The sequence below is a fragment of the Allobacillus salarius genome, from assembly GCF_007559425.1.
Taxonomy (GTDB): Bacteria; Bacillota; Bacilli; order Bacillales; family Alkalibacillaceae; genus Allobacillus; species Allobacillus salarius.
Genome location: NZ_VMHE01000020.1, coordinates 26,869 through 44,140, shown reverse-complemented (window position 1 = coordinate 44,140; position 17,272 = coordinate 26,869). Strand labels below are relative to the sequence as shown.

Genomic DNA, 17,272 nt, shown 5'->3' with positions numbered 1-17,272 from the left:
ATTGAACCGCCGTATACGGAACCGTACGTACGGTGGTGTGAGAGGTCGGAGGTTAACTACCTCCTCCTACTCGATTGAATTTTAATTACTTTACTTATTTAACGGAATTTAGCAAGGTCTGCTGCTGAATTCATTAATTTTTTAAAAGAAGATGAAATTAAGCTAATTTCATAACTGACTTCCGTTTAGCTATAATGATTTTAAAAAAAGAAACGGGTGTATAATTAATGATCTATAATGAAAGGTCAAAACCTTTGGAACTTCTGCAGCTTGAAGTTTTAGCTCACCGTACAACATTATCACCGAAAGAGCAAAGTGATTTAGTTAAACTTAAAAAGGGTTTTGAGGGAGAAAGGTTATTTGATTTCATGCTTGAAGGTTTGAGTAAGCAACATCTACAAGTGAACGATTTATTATTGACGTTTAATGGAACGGTGTTTCAAATCGATACCTTACTGATTACTCAAGACAAAATCTTTGTTTATGAGGTAAAGAATTTTGATGGTGAATTCATTTACGAACAAGAAAAATACTTTAAATATCCCCAACAAGAAATTCAAAACCCTCTCCATCAAATCGCAAGGTCAACTTCTCTATTAACTCAGCTCATCCGAAAACTAGGATTTAACTGGCCGATTCAGTCATATGTCATTTTTGTAAACAAGAACTTCACACTTTTCAATGCGCCACCAAATACCTCAATGATCCTACCCACTCAAATTGGTTCTCATTTAGAATATCTCCAAACAATCCCATCACATCTTAATCGTGTACATAAGCGATTGGCGGAAAAACTTATAGAACGACATTTAGATGAATCACCATTTCAAAAAAAGTCATCGTACTCTTATGATCAAGTAAAAAAAGGATGCTTTGTAGAAAATGCAGTTCTCCCATCGTTAAGTTGGAAGGAAGAACGGTTTACTGTGATGACTGTGGATGGAATGAACCATTTGCTGATTCAGTAGTCCGGACAGTGAATGATTTTGTGTTGCTGTTTCCTGAAATGAAAATCACAGTTTCACGAGTATTTGAATGGTGCGGGGGATTAGTATCTAAAAAAAGTATTTCCTATATATTAAATAAAAATTTTAAGAAGTCAGGTAGCAATCGTTGGACTTATTACGTATTTCATAAGAAATAGCTGGTTAATCAACGAGAAGATCCCCATTGAATTCTTTAAGAACACCTCAACAACGGAAGGAAAGAAAAAGTGATTCTTTCCGTGCTCGATAATTGCTCTCAACAACGGAAGGAAAGAAAAAGTGATTTCTTCCGTGCTCGATAATTGCTCTCAACAACGGAAGAAGAGAAAAAATGAAACCTTCCGTGCTCGATAAGTGCTCTCAAAGTCAAGTCCATTATTATGTGTAAATTCTCTCAAGTGATTTCAACGGGTAAAACAGCCTATTCAACTTTGACATCTGGATTGGATTGAGAGGGCGGGTGTGATAGCCTGGCGGGCACGCCGGTTCTTTTTTAAAGAGCTGGCGGCCAGGCGTAGAAATCACACTCGCCAGGAGCCTCAATCGCAATCCTCGTTAATTAGAGATTTTCTTCTTAGGTAAATACCTTCTTTTCAAATCCAAGTTTTCATCTACATCCATTAACACGGCGCCAATTAATCGAACAGCACTTTGTGTGTTCGGAAAGATTCGTATCACCTGTTCTCTTCTTCGGACTTCTTGATTAATCCGTTCGAGATTGTTGGTGGTTCGTAAGTGTACATGATAGTTTGTAGGTTCGCTCATATATTGAATGGAATCTTCGAAACCATCCTCGAGACATCTACAGACTTTTGGATGTTTATCTTCATATTTCTCAATGAATTGGTCTTTACGTTTTCTGGCGACATCTGGATCGACGGTTTCATAGATTAAATTCATTTCATGTTTGATTTCTTTTACGTTTTTCTTGGGCATTTTCTCAATTAAATCTTTTTTTAAGTGAAAGGTACATCGCTGCCAACTTGTCCCGATAAATGCTTCCGGTACAGAGGCTTTCAATCCAGCGTGAGCATCGGAAATAAGTAGTTTGGGTGACTGTAGCCCTCTGCTTTTGAGGTTTTCAAAAACCTTCAACCACGCGTCTTTCGACTCGACATGACTGATTTCCATGCCAATGATTTCACGTTTATTTTGTTTATTGACGCCTACCACGATATAGACAGCTTTGGATACGACTTTATTATCTTCTCTTACCTTGATATACATAGCGTCTGCGTAAATATAAGGGTAGTACGTGACATTTAAAGGGCGATTCAGCCATTCCTTCACAATCGGATCTAACTTTTTAGTTAGATTGGAGACAAAGGATTTAGAGACTGATTTACCACACAGCTCTTCTACAATCTTGCCTACTTTCCGTGTTGAAACACCATTAATAACCATCTCTAACATACTTAAGACGAGAGCCTGATCTCTTCTTTCGTAGCGCTCGAATACACTTGGTTCGAACTCTCCATTGCGCGTGCGGGGAACTAATAGTCTCAGTTCAAATGAGCCGATCATATAGCCACGCTCATAAAAGCCATTACGGTAATCGGTTCTTAGGTCATTCCTTTCGTACTGGCTAGCTTTTAAATACTCTTCCTGCTCTTTCAACATTATTTCATTTAACACCATCACAAGAGCGGACTTTAGTACGTCATCCAGCTTTGAATCCATTACCTTTTCTTTTAATTCATCGATATTTAGGCTAAAATTAACTTGGGTCATCTTTCTCATCCTCCTAAAGTATTTTGTGGTTGAAATCACTTTAACACAGGAGAGAAAGATGGCCTATTCTTTTTACACAATTATATGGACTTTATCTGCTCTCAACAACGGAAGAAGAGAAAAAGCGGAACCTTCCGTGTTCGATAAGTGCTCTCAACAACGGAAGAAGAGAAAAAGTAGGACCTTCCGTGTTCGATAAGTGCTCTCAACAACGGAAGGAAAGAAAAAGTGGGACCTTCCGTGCTCGATAAGTGCTCTCAACAACGGAAGGGGAGAAAAAGAAGCTTCTTCCGTGTTCGAGAGAAAGACAAGCACATCCTCAAGTCCAACTAATAACAATATACTAAGAAACCCCACCCAAAAAAGCTCTCATTCCTATCAATAACAACCATTACTGTTTCTTTTGCTTGCCGCCTGGTTTAGAATTAATATGACTAGTATACAAATAGGTGATCAGCATGACTTGGGAAGTTTTAAATATTATTGGGACGATGGCTTTTGCGATTAGTGGAGCAATCGTTGCAATGGAAGAGCGATATGATATTTTTGGTGTTTATTTGCTTGGTTATGTGACGGCATTTGGTGGCGGAGCGTTCCGTAACTTACTCGTGGGGCTACCAATTTCAGATATATGGGCTCAGGGAACTTTGTTTACTGTAGCTTTCATTACGATGACAATCATGTTTTTTATTCCATTTCATTGGTTAATGACATGGAATCGATGGGGAGCCTTCTTCGATGCAATCGGGTTGGCTTCTTTCGCGGTGCAGGGCGGATTGCTGGCTTTGGCGGCAGGATATTCGCTCAGTGCAGTTATCGTTGCGGGTGTGTTAACCGGATGTGGTGGAGGTATTATTCGTGATCTGTTGGCTGGCAGGAAACCAATGGTCTTGCATCAAGAAATTTATGCCATGTGGGCAGTTCTCGGTGCATTTATCGTAGGGCTTGGTGTAATCGATACACAAACAGAAATATATATTTTGCTTGCAGCAATCGTCACGATGCGTATATTATCCATCATCCGAAAATGGGAATTACCTAGTCGATTGAATTGGTTAGAATTAATTCGATCAAAAAATAAGTAGAGGAAATCCAGCAGTTGCTGGGTTTCTTTTTTTGTGCTTAACACCCTAATGTAACCGTTTTCACAAATTAGACATTTTATCTTCACAGAATCTCCATCGAATTGCTCGAAATTGTGACTTATATCACAATCTTAATTTTTATAAATCCTATAATAAAAGTAACCACACAAAAGGGAGGAGAGAGATGATGGGTGCCAAGTCAAAAAGCAATGTAGAGGCAATGGAGAAAGAGGAGTTAAATGTCCAATCTACCCAGGCTGTTGAAAACGAGTTCCAAGATGAAGAACCGAAGTTGAAAGGGGCTTTTGTTTCTTCGCTAATCGTAGGAGCCATCATTATCGTTATGTGGGTAGCTGTTTACGCGCTTTACCAGGCTAGTTAACTTCTAAAAATGAGGGGGACGAACGATGTTACACATGCATAAGTTCGAAAAAATCTGGATGATTGTTGGAGTGATCACATTAATTTCTTTTTTGACGATTGTTGGCGTTCAAGCTTTTTCAAAAGCAGAAGGGGAAGGCCACCACGGTGCGCCGAGTGATATGACGTTAGTTGATCCTGAAACGGTTACGGAAACGGCTCCTTTTAATGAGCCAGGATTAAAGCAAATTGGAGAAAATGAATATGAATTAGTCATGGTATTGCAATCATACGGCTTTACACCTGGAGATATAGAAATTCCTCAAGGAGCAACGGTTCATATAAAAGCTACTTCCATTGATGTTGTTCACGGATTTGAAATTGCTGGAACGTCAGCAAATATGATGGTCACCCCAGGACATGTGAATTCAATGACTTATACATTCGATAAAAAAGGATCTTTTCTAATATTATGTAATGAATATTGCGGTACAGGTCACCACTTTATGAGCACAAATCTGGAGGTGATTTAAATGAAAATCAATCAATTGGATGCACGGCTTAGTCTAGTCCATTTCTATGTTGCTTTTGGATCCATATTATTTGCCGGGTTACTTGGACTTGTGCAAACGCTTGTAAGAAGTGAACTAATCACCTTGCCCTCATGGATCAACTATTATCAAATATTAACCGGTCACGGAGTCGTTATGGCCTTGGTATTTACAACCTACTTCATCTTTGGATTCTTCTACGCAAGTGTTGCAAAGTCGGCGGGGGAATTCACCAATAGACAACGAAAAGCTGGTTGGATCGGTTTTTGGTTATTGACGATTGGTCTCGTATTGGCCGCGGTAATGATCGCTTTAAATGAAGCAACTGTACTATATACGTTTTATGCTCCACTACAAGCTTCACCGTTTTTCTATATTGCACTTGCACTTATCATTATCGGAACGTACTTTGGCGCATATGCGGTAATCAGCAGGTATCGATTATGGAAAAAAGAACATCCTGGCGAGAAAACACCGTTACTTGCCTATATGGCAGTCGCAACATTAGTGCTATGGTTAATCGCTACAATTGGTGTCGTCGCAGCTGTTCTATTTCAGTTCCTTCCTTGGGCTTTCGGCTGGACGGATACAATCAACGTCGCTTTAACAAGAACATTATTTTGGTATTTTGGTCATCCACTCGTTTATTTTTGGTTACTGCCAGCTTATATGGCTTGGTATGTCATGGTTCCGAAAATTATTGGCGGAAAAATATTCAGTGATCAATTGGCAAGGTTCTCATTCGTACTATTCATTTTGTTCTCTATCCCGGTCGGTTTTCATCACCAATTGCTTGAATCAGGAATTAGTGAAGGATGGAAATTTTTCCAGGTCATCTTAACCTTTGCCGTCATATTACCATCACTAATGACTGCATTCGCACTGTTTTCAACCTTCGAAATTGCCGGTCGTCAAAAAGGTGGAAAAGGACTGTTCGGTTGGTTTAAAAAATTACCTTGGGGTGATGTCCGATTCTTGGCACCTTTCTTGGGAATGTTAATTTTCATTCCTGCGGGTGCAGGCGGGATCATTAATGCTTCCCACCAATTGAACCAAATTGTCCATAACACGGTTTGGGTCACGGGCCACTTTCATATCACTGTCGGTGGAACGGTTGCTGTAACCTTTTTCGGAATCAGTTACTGGATCATTCCTCATTTGAAAGGTCGTATATTAACGAAGAAAATGAATAAGATTGGAATCTATCAAACAGTGCTTTGGGCTGTCGGTATGGGGATCATGTCTTCTGCCATGCATATTTCCGGGCTACTCGGTAACCCAAGACGTACGCAAGTGACAAGTTACAACGGTCATGAAGTCGCCTCTTCATGGGGAGCTTATGAAATGGCACACGCAGTAGGTGGAAGCTTGTTGGTCATCTCGTTAGTACTCTTTGTCATCGTTTTGATCAATCTAGCTTTCTTCGCGCCGAAAGGCAATGAGGAATTTCCAATTGCTGAGGAGTTAAATCCAACGCAGCAAACGCCAAATTGGCTGGAAAACTGGAAACTTTGGATCGGAATCGTGTTCGCATTGATTTTCATCGCTTATACGTTACCGATCATCGACATCATCAATAATTCACCACCAGGCTCTAGCGGATTCAAATACTGGTAAAAACAAAAAAGCAGATACCGATATCGGTGTCTGCTTTTGTTAAAACATTAGGTGTATAAATCAGCCATGGTCACATCATACTGTAATTGTTTTAAATAATTGTAGAATTGACCACGATGGTGAAAGACGTGGGACTGAATCTCAGCTAGCCACTGAGCTTGTGTATGACCATCTTCCATATAAAATGCTTTCGTTTTTTTGTTGAAAAACTCTTCTTCGGATAGCGAGCTCATATATTCACAAAGTGCATGATAGCCTTCTTCAAATACGACACCCATGTCCGTTGCCGTGTGTAGTTGGCTATATTTGTTTTCAAGTTCCTGAACCTTCTCTAAAGGTTCTTCTTTTAAGATATATAGGTCTGTCTCTGGAATAGAAACGAGGTGAATAGCGAGCTCTCTCAATGTGCGCATGTTTTCAGCTGGACGGAAAGCCCAATCGGTATCCTTGATCTGTAACAATAAACTTTGAGTCGTCCGAACACACAGTTCAATTTCTTCAAACATGACATTCCGTAAAACGGCTGCTTGATTCATTTAAATCCTACCTTTCTGCTCCGTTGTTTGCTCAGTCGGGAGTGAATGTATTCAAAATATTTTGTCTTACTCTTATGAGAGTCTAACATAAACAATAGGATTCACGGGTATAGAACAATGAGGAGGTGTATTGATTGAAAAGACACGAAGGACTCATACCTCTATCGCATCATCATCACCATGCGTTAGTGGTATCAAAAAGTCTTAAAGAAATAGGAACTGGGAAAAGTGATAAAACGTACAAGGTAATCTTACGGGAACTTATTGATTTTTGGGAAAAAGACGGGAACGAACATTTCCGAGATGAAGAGGAAGTATTAATTCCGTTGTACTTACGCTTTGAAAATGAACCCGACATCGATTTAATCAAAAAAGTACTCTACCAACATGCGGAGATTCGAGGCATGATCGCGGCTATCCGAAACAATCAACAGGCAGATCATGAACAACTTAATCTATTGGGATATTTACTAGAGGAACATGTTCGTTTAGAAGAACGTGAACTGTTCCCGATAATTGAAAAAGCTGTTCCAGACAATTATTTATATCAAGCGAGCGGAAATTTTCATAAAGATTCTTATAGTGGATATTAAATTTGTAATTTCCAGACCGAAATCTCTCGGTCTGATTTTTTATTTGAATTAAAAAAATCCAGCTGCAACAAGGCAGCTGGAAATGAGAGAGTGGATCGGTAATAAAATATTATTCTGTTGCTTCGTTTTTGATTTCAGCAGGTACTTCCAAGCCTAAACCTTCAGCTACCCGTGTACCTAGATCTGGATCTGCTTTGTAAAAGTGACCGATTTGACGAAGTTTAATTTCGTCAATCGTCACAGGTTTCATATGATCAACGAAATTTTGAACTAAGCGGTCTTGTTCATCATGACTCATTAAACGATAAAGATCGCCCGCTTGTGTGTAATGATCGCTTGAATCATATGGCACACTGTCTGCTTGACCTTCCACTTCAAATGGATTGATGTCTACAGATGAATCTTCTTTTGGCTCTTCGTCATAGCGATTAGGTTCATAGTTGATCGGACTCACCTGTTGGCCATATTGCATGGCACCAGCACGTTGATAATTGTTTGTTTCAACAATCGGGCGGTTAACAGGTAGTTGTTCATGGTTGACGCCTAAACGGTAACGCTGTGTATCGGAATAAGAGAACAAGCGGCCTTGAAGCATTTTGTCTGGAGATGCCTCAATTCCAGGTACGAAATGGGCTGGAGAGAGAGCAGCTTGTTCCACTTCTGCAAAGTAGTTTTGTGGATTGCGGTTCAATACCATCTTACCTACTTCGATTCTCGGATAATCTTTTTGGCTAACCGTTTTGGTAACATCAAACAAATCCCACTTGTACGTTTTATAATCTTCAAATGGAATGATTTGTACATATAAAGTCCAAGAAGGGTAGTCACCGGCTTCAATTGCATTGAACAAATCTTCTGTATGATAATCAGGGTTTGTTCCTGCAAGTTCGTCTGCGAGATCAACGTCCAATCCTTTGACGCCTTGGTCACTGATGAAGTGATATTTAACCCAAAACGCTTCTCCTTCTTCATTCACCCATTTGTACGTATGGCTTCCATAACCATTCATATGACGGTAAGTCGCCGGAATACCGCGGTCACCGTGAAGGTAAGTGATCTGGTGCATGGATTCTGGTGATTGAGACCAAAAATCCCATACAGCATTTTTATCCTTCAAGTTTGTTTGTGGATTTCGTTTTTGAGTATGAATGAAATCAGGGAATTTAATCGCGTCACGTATAAAGAAAATCGGTGTATTGTTACCGACTAAATCATAGTTTCCTTCTTGCGTGTAAAATTTCACTGCAAAACCACGTGGGTCACGAACAGTGTCAGCCGAACCTAGTTCACCAGCAACTGTTGAGAAGCGGATAAACATCGGTGTACGTTTGCCTTTTTCGTTTAGAAAGTCAGCTTTTGTGTATTTTGATATTTCATCGTTTGTTACTTCGAAGTAACCGTAAGCTCCGGCACCTTTTGCGTGAACGACACGCTCTGGAATACGTTCGCGATCAAAGTGTGCAAGCTTTTCTAATAAATGAACGTCTTGCAATAGAACAGGTCCACGATTACCAGCAGTGATTGAGTTTTGGTTGTCCCCTACTGGAGCGCCACTGGAAGTTGTCAAGCGTTTTTTGTTTTTATCCATTATTTAAAATCCTCCTTAAATAAATTGTATATTTATCATAATGCATTTAAATAGATTTGTAAATAATAATGATTATAAATAAAGAAGTTTTATTTATTAGAATTTATTTAAATGAATAGTCGCAAAAAGGTGAAAGGGTGAGGCTTGTGGACTTTTGTTGTTTGTCTAAACGATCAACCTTTTGTCGAATATTATCAATTAAGTGGGTGTCCTTGAGAAAAAAGCACCTTAGAATACAAATCTAAGGTGCTTTTTAGGTTATTTACTTGCGATTGCTTCAATTTCTACTTTCACATCTTTTGGAAGGCGGCTCACTTCAAAAGCAGCACGAGCTGGGTAAGGTTCCTCTAAATAACTCGCATAAATTTCATTGACTGTCGCAAAGTCATCCATGGAGTTCAATAAGATCGTCATTTTAGCGACATCTTTAAACTGTAAATTAGCTTCTTTTAGGATTGCTTCTAAATTTTTCATGACTTGGTGTGTTTGATCTGCAACATCTTCACTGACAATTTCCATTGAATTTGGATCAAGTGGAATTTGTCCTGATATAAAGACGAGATCACCTACTTCAACTGCTTGAGAATAGGGTCCAATTGCTTCTGGAGCTTCTTTGGTGGAGTATGCTTTCTTCAACGTTCATTCTCCTCTCGTAAATTAATTCAAGTTTCATTGATGATAAGGATTGACGTGAACATGTACATCATGAACTTCCTCAAAATCATCTATTAATACTTCTTTCACTCGTGCCGCAATGGAGTGTCCTTCATCGACTGTGATGGTTGGATCTACGCTGATTTTAGTATCAATTATAACATAAGACCCGTGTGACCTCGCATGTAAAGAATCAATTCGTTGCACTCCATTTACTTCATTCACTGCTCGGTTGAATTTCTCTGTTTCTACCTCGTCTAGGACAATCTCAAGTGAAATTCTCACAGCTTCTTTCCCTAAACTGAACCCCATCCACATAATAATCCCCGCAATGATTGCTCCTGCTATTGGGTCGAAATAAGTTAAATAAGGAATTTGGAAACGTTCACCGAAAATCGCTAGTCCAATACCGATCAGCGCAACAATCGAAGAAATCGCATCTGACCGGTGATGCCAGGCATCGGCAATTATCGCTTGGCTTCTGATCTTTTTCCCTAAACGGTTTTTATATTGAAACAAGACTTCCTTGACGACAATAGAAAAAACGACAATATATAGCGCCAATGGACTTGTAGATTGCGCAGTATTAGCCCAAACGGCTGAAATAGCATCGACAAGAATCTCGAACCCGACAACGATTAGCAACATGGAAACGATTAAGGTAGCAATGTTTTCAGCCTTACCGTGTCCATATGGATGTTCAGAATCGGGTGGCTTCTGTGCAGCACGAATTCCGACTAATACGGCAATTGAACTAATTACATCAGAAGCAGAGTGGAGGGCATCTGCGATGAGTGCGCGACTATCGCCAATGACACCACCAATTCCTTTGATGATAGCTAGAATTAAATTGGCGACCATCCCAACAATCGAAGCAAATTGGGCTTTTTGAAAACGAGTGTTCATAGAAAAACCTCTTTTTATGTTTGTCTTTTAATCATACCAATATTTTTCATGCACAGTCCAAGAACAACTTTCTTAAACAACTTTTTATAAAAAGATTTTTAAAATGTTGATGAAATACATCGTGCCCCAGCCGTTGATGAAATATGAGTGCAAAATAAACGGAGAACAACTACCTATGAAAAAGGGAAAAACATTCAAATTTATATATGCCAAAAGGACTTTTGTTCGAGTTAAAAAAGTACACATTACAATTCATTAACATGGGTTTAGCTAGTGTTCAAAACGGTAATTAGTCTATTAGCACGGCGCAACACTAAGAATAAAAAATCATTTAAGGAGTGTTACTTCATGAAAAAACTATTTATGACTTCATTTTTTGCGCTAATTCTTACTTTAGCAGCTTGTGGTGGAGATTCTGGTGAAGAAGATCCAGCAACGAACGAAGATACTGGAACACCAACTGAACAAGATCCAGGCTCTAGTGAATCAGAGGATACAGGCTCTACAGACACTGGTTCAACTGGAACTGAAGGAGATTCCGATATGGGCTCTGAAGATTCTAACTCTGACACAGGTGCTGGCACAGATTCAGACATGGAGTCAGAAGGCGCTGAATCCGACGCAGGATCTGGAGACGCTGATGGCGACGATTTAGATTCTGACGTTAAAAATGATGGCTAATAAGTAAAAATACCAAGGCAGTGGTGCTCAAACCACTGTCTTTTATTTTTGGATACATAACATTATCACCTATTTATTCAGTGTATAATCCTCGTATTTGTTGGGCTAACTAATGATAAATGAACAAATGAGGATGAATACACCATGACAGATAAAACATTACCGTATTTTGTGACAGCGTTGCTCATTAGTATGGCAGCGGCACATGTATTTGGCTGGAACGAGTCTGAGCCTACAGCATATGAAAAAGCCATTCCTGTAATGGGTGAAGAAAAGCTAGAAGAGGAGATTATCGATACAGATTATGAAGAGGTAAAAATTAAACGATTAATCGAAAAAGCTGAAACGTATGAACTTCAGGTTGAGTTTCCGATATTTCAAGTAAAGAAAATCGACCGTTTTTTTGAAGAGGATGCCGAACAGCGGATTGAGCATTTCATTGCATTGCTCGAACATAGCGGGAATGTATCGCCATCCCATCAAGGTGCTTTTTATGTAACGACAGACCTTTATAAAAGTGGAAAAGACCTCTTTTCTGTCGTCATGTCTGAAGAGACCTATACAGGCGGTGCCAATTTTGACCAAAAAGCCTCTGTATATTTGGTTGACCTGTTAAACGAAGATTTTGTTGATCCACTTGATTTATTCGACCAACCATTTGCGGCACAAGATAAATTTTTCGAGTTGGTCGAAAAGAATTTGAGAGCTTCCGAATATTATTCAAATTACATTCTGGAAGACCAATTGCAGGAATGGTTAAATCAAGATGAGTATGATTTTTCCAATGTTTTTATTCGAGATAATAACTTAGTCGTTAAATTTGATAAATATGAAGTAACAGCAGGTGTCGCAGGTATGCCAGAGATTGAAGTTCCTATAGATGAAATGAAAGAGTTTATGAATGAAGATTGGCTGGAGCGTATTGAAGCGATTGATGAAACGACGGATGAGTATTACTTATAATAAAAATGAGGGTGGACCAAAAGTGCTTAACTAGCACAACGAAAATTGTTCCATCCTCATTTTTTTAACAAAGAAATTATCCTGATTCCTCCAACCGAGTTTCATAAAGCTCAGCATATCGGCCGCCGAGTGTAATCAGCTCATCGTGGCTTCCTTTCTCAATAATTTCTCCGTGCTCAAGCATAATGATTTGATCGGCCGACTTAATCGTGTTTAGTCGGTGAGCTATAACAAAACTAGTCCGACCTTCCATCAACCGTTTTAACGCTTCCTGAATCTTAATTTCTGTAACCGTATCAATGCTACTTGTTGCCTCATCTAGAACAAGTATCTTTGGATCCGCCAGAAGTGCACGTGCAATGGTAATCAGCTGCTTTTGTCCTTGACTAATACTCATGCCATCCGCATCAATTGGCGTATCGTATTGATCTGGAAGCTTCGATATAAAGCCGTGCGCGTTGGCATTTTTTGCAGCTTCAATTACTTCTTCATCGGTTGCATTCAATTTTCCATAGCGAATATTTTCTCGAATTGAACCTTCAAATAAAAAGGCATCTTGTAAAACGAAAGCCATATGTTTACGTAAGCTATTCCGTTTAATTCCTTTGATATCTTTTCCGTCAAGCAATAGTTTCCCATCGTCATAATTGTAAAATCTTGCAATGAGGTTGATGATTGTCGTTTTTCCGGCACCTGTATGTCCGACAAACGCAGTTGTGCTACCTGGTTCTGCAGTGAAGCTAACGCCCTTCAAAATTGGTTCGTCGGGATTATAAGAAAAGGTGACATCGTTGAATTCAATCTTTCCGTGAGGTTCATTGATGGATTCAGCATTTATTTCGTCAAGTTCTTCGCCATCCTCATCCATAATGTTAAAAACTCGTTCGGCCCCAGCTACAGCTGCCAATAGTTGATTAAATTGGTTGGATAGCTCGTTTAACGGCCGAGTGAACTGTCTTGCCAATTCAGTAAACACAACAATGGTTCCGACGGTGATCATGTCGTTTAATACAAATACACCACCGATAAAAGCAATCAAGGCAAAACTAAGCACATTCAGCATGTTCATTAATTTCGGAATGAATCCAGAGATTGTACCTGCCCAATAGCCTGAATTGCGTACGGCATCGTTTTTTTGTTCGAATTCATTCGTTACTCGGTCTTCTTGAGAGAATGTTTTAATAATCCGCTGCCCAGATATCGTTTCTTCTACATAGCCGTTTAACTGCCCAAGTCGTTGTTGTTGAATTTTATACAAAGGGCCGGTTCTACTTGTAATCCACTTCATGCCAAACACCATAATTGGGATAATACTCATTGTAATCAAAGCCAATAACGGACTAAGATAGATCATCACACTGACTGTTCCAATCAGCGTTAGAACGCTGGACAAAATTTGAATGATGGACGTATTTAAAGTGTTGCTTACATTATCGATATCATTAGTGACACGACTCATAATTTCACCTTGCTGTCTTCGATCAAAGAAGGGAATCGGTAATGTGTGTAATTTTTCGAATAACTCCGAGCGAATGGTGTAAACCGTATTTTGAGCAATGCCAATCATGAAAAAATGTTGGCAAAACATTGCGATGGAGTAACCTAAATAGACGAGAAACAACCAAAAGAGCATGCGGTTAATCCCTGACATCTCTTGAACCGCAATGTACTCATCAACCGTCATACCGATCATATACGGTCCGAGAATGGCAAAGCCCGAGCTTAAAGCAACCATGATCGCTACAAAGAAAAGCATCCATTTTTCTGCAAATAAATAAGAAAAAATTTGGCGTACTGTCTTTTTCCAATTTCGCACTTTAGGCTTTGCACGTTCATCCGTGACGTGGTCTGCTTCTGCTAAGTCTATTTTTTGCTGTCGAAAGGGTTCCAGTAGTTGTTTAAGCATATAAATTCTCATCTCCAACTTGTGATGCAACAATTTTTCGGTAAAGCTCAGATGTTTCGACGAGTTCTTCGTGAGATCCTTGTGCTAAAATTTGGCCATCATCCATTAAGATAATTCGATCACAGCTTTTCGCGGTGTCAATTTTTTGCGTGACGATAAATGTTGTACATCCGTATGTCTGTATCGCCTGCAGAAGCTTTGATTCTGTCTTCAAATCTAATGAGCTTGTACTGTCATCCAATAGAAGGATTTTAGGATTGCGGATTAAAGCACGGGCGATAGAGACACGTTGCTTCTGACCACCTGATAGATTGACGCCTTTTTGACCAATTTTCGTTTCATATCCTCTAGGCTGTTCCATAATCGTTTCATGAATTTGTGCGTCTTTCGCTGCTTGGATGATTTCTTCTTTAGATGCATCATTTTTTCCCCAACGAATATTTTCTTCAATACTTCCGGTAAACAATAACGGTGCCTGTGGAACGAAACCTATGGCCATTCGCAGTATGTCTAACGGATAATCCCGGACATCGACATCATCAATTTTTACTTGCCCCCCCGTTGTATCATAAAGTCTCGGTATTAATTGAAATAGTGTTGATTTCCCTGAGCCTGTTGCCCCAATAATAGCTATCCGCTCTTCTGGTTGGACAGTAAACGATAACTGATCGAGCACTTGATTAGTAGTTTCTGGATAATAAAAATCAACTTGAGAAAATTCAACCTTTCCAGCCGTCACTTTCAAATCTTTCGAAGCATCGGACTTTTCTAGTAGATCAACTTCTTCATCCATGACGATTTGAAGCCTGTCAGCAGATGCTTTCATACGTGATAAAGCCATCGTCAAAAACCCAAACATCGTAATAGCCATCGATACGCGTAACGCATAATTAATGATTGCGACGACTTCACCGACTTGTGCTTGTCCTGCTTGAACTTCATTCGATCCATACCATAAGATGACCAACAAGCTCATATTCATGCCAAACAAAAGAACAGGCATAGATGATTCGATGAGACGTAAAGCTGATTTCGTTCGGTTCATAAGCTCTGTATTCACTTCTTTGAAACGACTTTCTTCAAAATTCTTTCGTAAAAACGCTTTAATTAATCGAATGCCGGATAAATTTTCTTGCATGACACGATTGACGCGGTCCAACCGAACTTGCACTTTTGTGAAAAGGGGACTCGCTTTTTTGATCACCCACAAAATTAATAACACAAGTGCAGGAACAGAAATTAAGAAGACGATAGAGATTCGCCAATTGACGAGAAATGCCATGATTACACCGCCAATGACTAAAAGGGGTGCACGGAGCATAATTCGGAGACCCATGAAAATACCGTTTTGTACCATGCGAACATCATTCGTGAACCGGGTAATCAAGCCGGATGTCGGAAAGTGGTGTAAATTCTTAAAGGAAAACGATTGTATCTTTTCAAATAGCCGTTGGCGAATATCGTAGCCATAATGGAAAGTGACATACGATGAATAAAACGAATTGAGCATTCCGGCAATAAATGAAAACAAAGCAAGCGCGAGCATTAAGACGCCCCATTTAACGACGATGTCCATATTTTGAGTCACAATGCCTTCATCAATCATTTTTCCAAGAAAGAAAGGGAGCATCAATTCAACTGCCAACTCAATTAACATCAAGGACCAAGCGACAATCATATGTAAACGATAAGGTTTTAGGTGCGATAAAATTTTCTTCAAGGTGTTCAACTCCATCTATGCAAACAGTAATTAATTTTAAATCATTGTGATTATTCTAACATATCCACTTTGCGTTATATTACTATAATGAATCAATTTATTCCGTTCATAAGGATTGTTTGGAAAACGGTAATAGCGATTTTTCCTCCTTTGCATGATATAATAGCGACACAAACTGAAAGATTTAAGGAGAGACGGAATGGAATTAGAAAAACATCAGTATGTAAAATTCAGAAGAGAGATGGATCCCATCAATCTGGAACAAAAGCATATTGAAGACGTCAGTTATGTGTACTTATATGAAGATAAAATTGTAACCGATGAAAAAGAATATGAGATTCATAAAGTACATGATTTATCGTATCGCATGTTATCGGAAGAATACGGATTTTTTTATTTGCATACGACAATGGGCGTAATGACGTTAAATGTAAAAGATGAACCAATAGAATTTATAAAAAAGTTCCGTGAAGTGGAACAAAAATAGAAGGGGGAGGACTTAACAATGGAGAAAAGAGTATTACTCGTCGATGGCATGGCACTTTTATTCAGGGCTTTTTATGCAACGGCGATGTCAGGTTATTTCATGGTGAACTCAAAAGGTATACCGACGAATGCCGTACACGGATTTACGAGGCATCTACTGACTGCAACGAATCATTTTCAACCGACACACGTCGTTTGTTGCTGGGATATGGGTTCACATACTTTCCGAAATGATCTGTTCGACGGCTATAAAGCAAACCGCTCGGCACCACCAGAAGAATTGATTCCTCAGTTTGACCTCGTTAAAGAAGTCACAGAGGCTATGGACATTCCGAACATAGGAATTAAAGGGTTTGAAGCGGATGACTGTATAGGCACACTGGCGAGAGCTTACCAAGAAGATTCGGAAGTGTTGATTTTGACTGGTGATAGAGATATCTTACAATTATTGGATGAACGAGTAAAAGTAGTTCTGATGAAAAAGGGTGTCGGCAACTACGATATCTATCACACGGAACGATTCGTAGAAGAGCATGGAATTCAACCGCTCCAAATGATTGAACTGAAAGCAATGATGGGAGATTCAAGTGATAACTATCCTGGAGTTAGAGGAATTGGCGAAAAAACAGCATTAAAGTTATTGCATACACACGGGTCATTAGAGGCTATTTTAGAAAACTTAGATTCATTGACAAAAGCCCAGCGAACGAAATTTGAAACGGATTTGGACATGGTGCACTTATCACGTCAACTGGCTGAAATTAACTGTGAAACGGAAGCGTTCTGTGATTTGGTAGATGCGGTATTTCAACCGAATAGAGAGCGGATCATTGAAAAGTTTAATGAGCTGGAATTTAAACGCATTGAGCAATTGGTGTAATATTTGATTGAAGTGAAGAAGCAATAGGG

Annotated in this window: 17 protein-coding genes; 10 read left to right on the top strand and 7 right to left on the bottom strand. The window is 39.3% G+C overall.

Annotation, left to right across the window (positions count from 1 at the left end; translation table 11 throughout):
• Positions 1–227 precede the first annotated feature (227 nt).
• Entirely contained in the window at positions 228–968 is a 741-nt protein-coding gene (locus FPQ13_RS10310) for a nuclease-related domain-containing protein (protein WP_144089248.1), read from the top strand.
• A gap of 573 nt (positions 969–1,541) precedes the next feature.
• Here FPQ13_RS10310 and FPQ13_RS10305 read toward each other — a convergent pair.
• Entirely contained in the window at positions 1,542–2,717 is a 1,176-nt protein-coding gene (locus FPQ13_RS10305) for an IS256 family transposase (RefSeq protein ID WP_144089247.1), read from the bottom strand.
• A 458-nt stretch (positions 2,718–3,175) separates the two neighbouring features.
• On the opposite strand from FPQ13_RS10305, the gene FPQ13_RS10300 reads away from it, so the two are divergent.
• The 4 genes from FPQ13_RS10300 (at position 3,176) to FPQ13_RS10290 (ending at position 6,330) form a co-directional block, all read left to right on the top strand.
• On the top strand, positions 3,176–3,802 hold the full coding sequence (locus tag FPQ13_RS10300) for a trimeric intracellular cation channel family protein (protein ID WP_144089246.1): 627 nt from the start codon (positions 3,176–3,178) through the stop codon (positions 3,800–3,802).
• Positions 3,803–3,989: 187 nt separating this feature from the next.
• Entirely contained in the window at positions 3,990–4,184 is a 195-nt protein-coding gene (locus tag FPQ13_RS13660; RefSeq protein WP_144089245.1) for a cytochrome c oxidase subunit 2A, read from the top strand.
• Between the two features lie 25 nt (positions 4,185–4,209).
• The gene (locus tag FPQ13_RS13525; RefSeq protein WP_186279651.1) at positions 4,210–4,695 is read left to right on the top strand and encodes a cytochrome c oxidase subunit II; all 486 of its coding nucleotides are present in this window, start codon (positions 4,210–4,212) and stop codon (positions 4,693–4,695) included.
• Complete coding sequence (locus FPQ13_RS10290) at positions 4,696–6,330, top strand: b(o/a)3-type cytochrome-c oxidase subunit 1 (RefSeq protein ID WP_186279650.1); 1,635 nt, start codon at positions 4,696–4,698, stop codon at positions 6,328–6,330. It begins immediately after the preceding gene.
• A 47-nt stretch (positions 6,331–6,377) separates the two neighbouring features.
• On the opposite strand, the gene FPQ13_RS10285 is transcribed toward FPQ13_RS10290, so the two are convergent.
• Complete coding sequence (locus tag FPQ13_RS10285) at positions 6,378–6,866, bottom strand: DinB family protein (RefSeq protein ID WP_144089244.1); 489 nt, start codon at positions 6,864–6,866, stop codon at positions 6,378–6,380.
• A 134-nt stretch (positions 6,867–7,000) separates the two neighbouring features.
• Here FPQ13_RS10285 and FPQ13_RS10280 point away from each other — a divergent pair, with 134 nt between their 5' ends.
• Positions 7,001–7,459 (top strand): hemerythrin domain-containing protein, encoded by a 459-nt coding sequence (locus FPQ13_RS10280; protein WP_144089243.1) that lies wholly within the window; start codon positions 7,001–7,003, stop codon positions 7,457–7,459.
• 109 nt (positions 7,460–7,568) lie between these two features.
• On the opposite strand, the gene FPQ13_RS10275 is transcribed toward FPQ13_RS10280, so the two are convergent.
• The 3 genes from FPQ13_RS10275 to FPQ13_RS10265 all read right to left on the bottom strand — a co-directional run bounded on the left by FPQ13_RS10275 (position 7,569) and on the right by FPQ13_RS10265 (position 10,607).
• A complete protein-coding gene (locus FPQ13_RS10275) occupies positions 7,569–9,047 on the bottom strand; it encodes a catalase (RefSeq protein ID WP_144089242.1) in 1,479 nt (492 codons plus the stop codon).
• Positions 9,048–9,305: 258 nt separating this feature from the next.
• Positions 9,306–9,683: a RidA family protein gene (locus FPQ13_RS10270; protein WP_144089241.1), complete on the bottom strand. Its 378-nt coding sequence runs from the start codon at positions 9,681–9,683 to the stop codon at positions 9,306–9,308.
• A gap of 33 nt (positions 9,684–9,716) precedes the next feature.
• Positions 9,717–10,607, bottom strand: a complete 891-nt coding sequence (locus FPQ13_RS10265; RefSeq protein ID WP_144089240.1) for a cation diffusion facilitator family transporter — start codon at positions 10,605–10,607, stop codon at positions 9,717–9,719.
• Between the two features lie 348 nt (positions 10,608–10,955).
• Between FPQ13_RS10265 and FPQ13_RS10260 the strand changes: the two genes are divergently transcribed.
• Entirely contained in the window at positions 10,956–11,288 is a 333-nt protein-coding gene (locus FPQ13_RS10260; RefSeq protein ID WP_144089239.1) for a hypothetical protein, read from the top strand.
• A 144-nt stretch (positions 11,289–11,432) separates the two neighbouring features.
• Positions 11,433–12,251: a DUF3298 and DUF4163 domain-containing protein gene (locus FPQ13_RS10255; RefSeq protein ID WP_144089238.1), complete on the top strand. Its 819-nt coding sequence runs from the start codon at positions 11,433–11,435 to the stop codon at positions 12,249–12,251.
• A gap of 76 nt (positions 12,252–12,327) precedes the next feature.
• On the opposite strand, the gene FPQ13_RS10250 is transcribed toward FPQ13_RS10255, so the two are convergent.
• Both FPQ13_RS10250 and FPQ13_RS10245 read right to left on the bottom strand, forming a co-directional pair.
• Positions 12,328–14,157, bottom strand: coding sequence for an ABC transporter ATP-binding protein (locus FPQ13_RS10250; RefSeq protein WP_144089237.1), 1,830 nt, complete (start codon positions 14,155–14,157; stop codon positions 12,328–12,330).
• Positions 14,150–15,877 (bottom strand): ABC transporter ATP-binding protein, encoded by a 1,728-nt coding sequence (locus tag FPQ13_RS10245; RefSeq protein ID WP_144089236.1) that lies wholly within the window; start codon positions 15,875–15,877, stop codon positions 14,150–14,152. Before FPQ13_RS10245 ends, FPQ13_RS10250 begins: the two co-directional genes overlap by 8 nt.
• 199 nt (positions 15,878–16,076) lie before the next feature.
• Here FPQ13_RS10245 and FPQ13_RS10240 point away from each other — a divergent pair, with 199 nt between their 5' ends.
• Both FPQ13_RS10240 and FPQ13_RS10235 read left to right on the top strand, forming a co-directional pair.
• The gene (locus FPQ13_RS10240; protein WP_144089235.1) at positions 16,077–16,364 is read left to right on the top strand and encodes a hypothetical protein; all 288 of its coding nucleotides are present in this window, start codon (positions 16,077–16,079) and stop codon (positions 16,362–16,364) included.
• Between the two features lie 18 nt (positions 16,365–16,382).
• Positions 16,383–17,243: a 5'-3' exonuclease gene (locus tag FPQ13_RS10235; RefSeq protein WP_144089234.1), complete on the top strand. Its 861-nt coding sequence runs from the start codon at positions 16,383–16,385 to the stop codon at positions 17,241–17,243.
• Positions 17,244–17,272 lie beyond the last annotated feature (29 nt).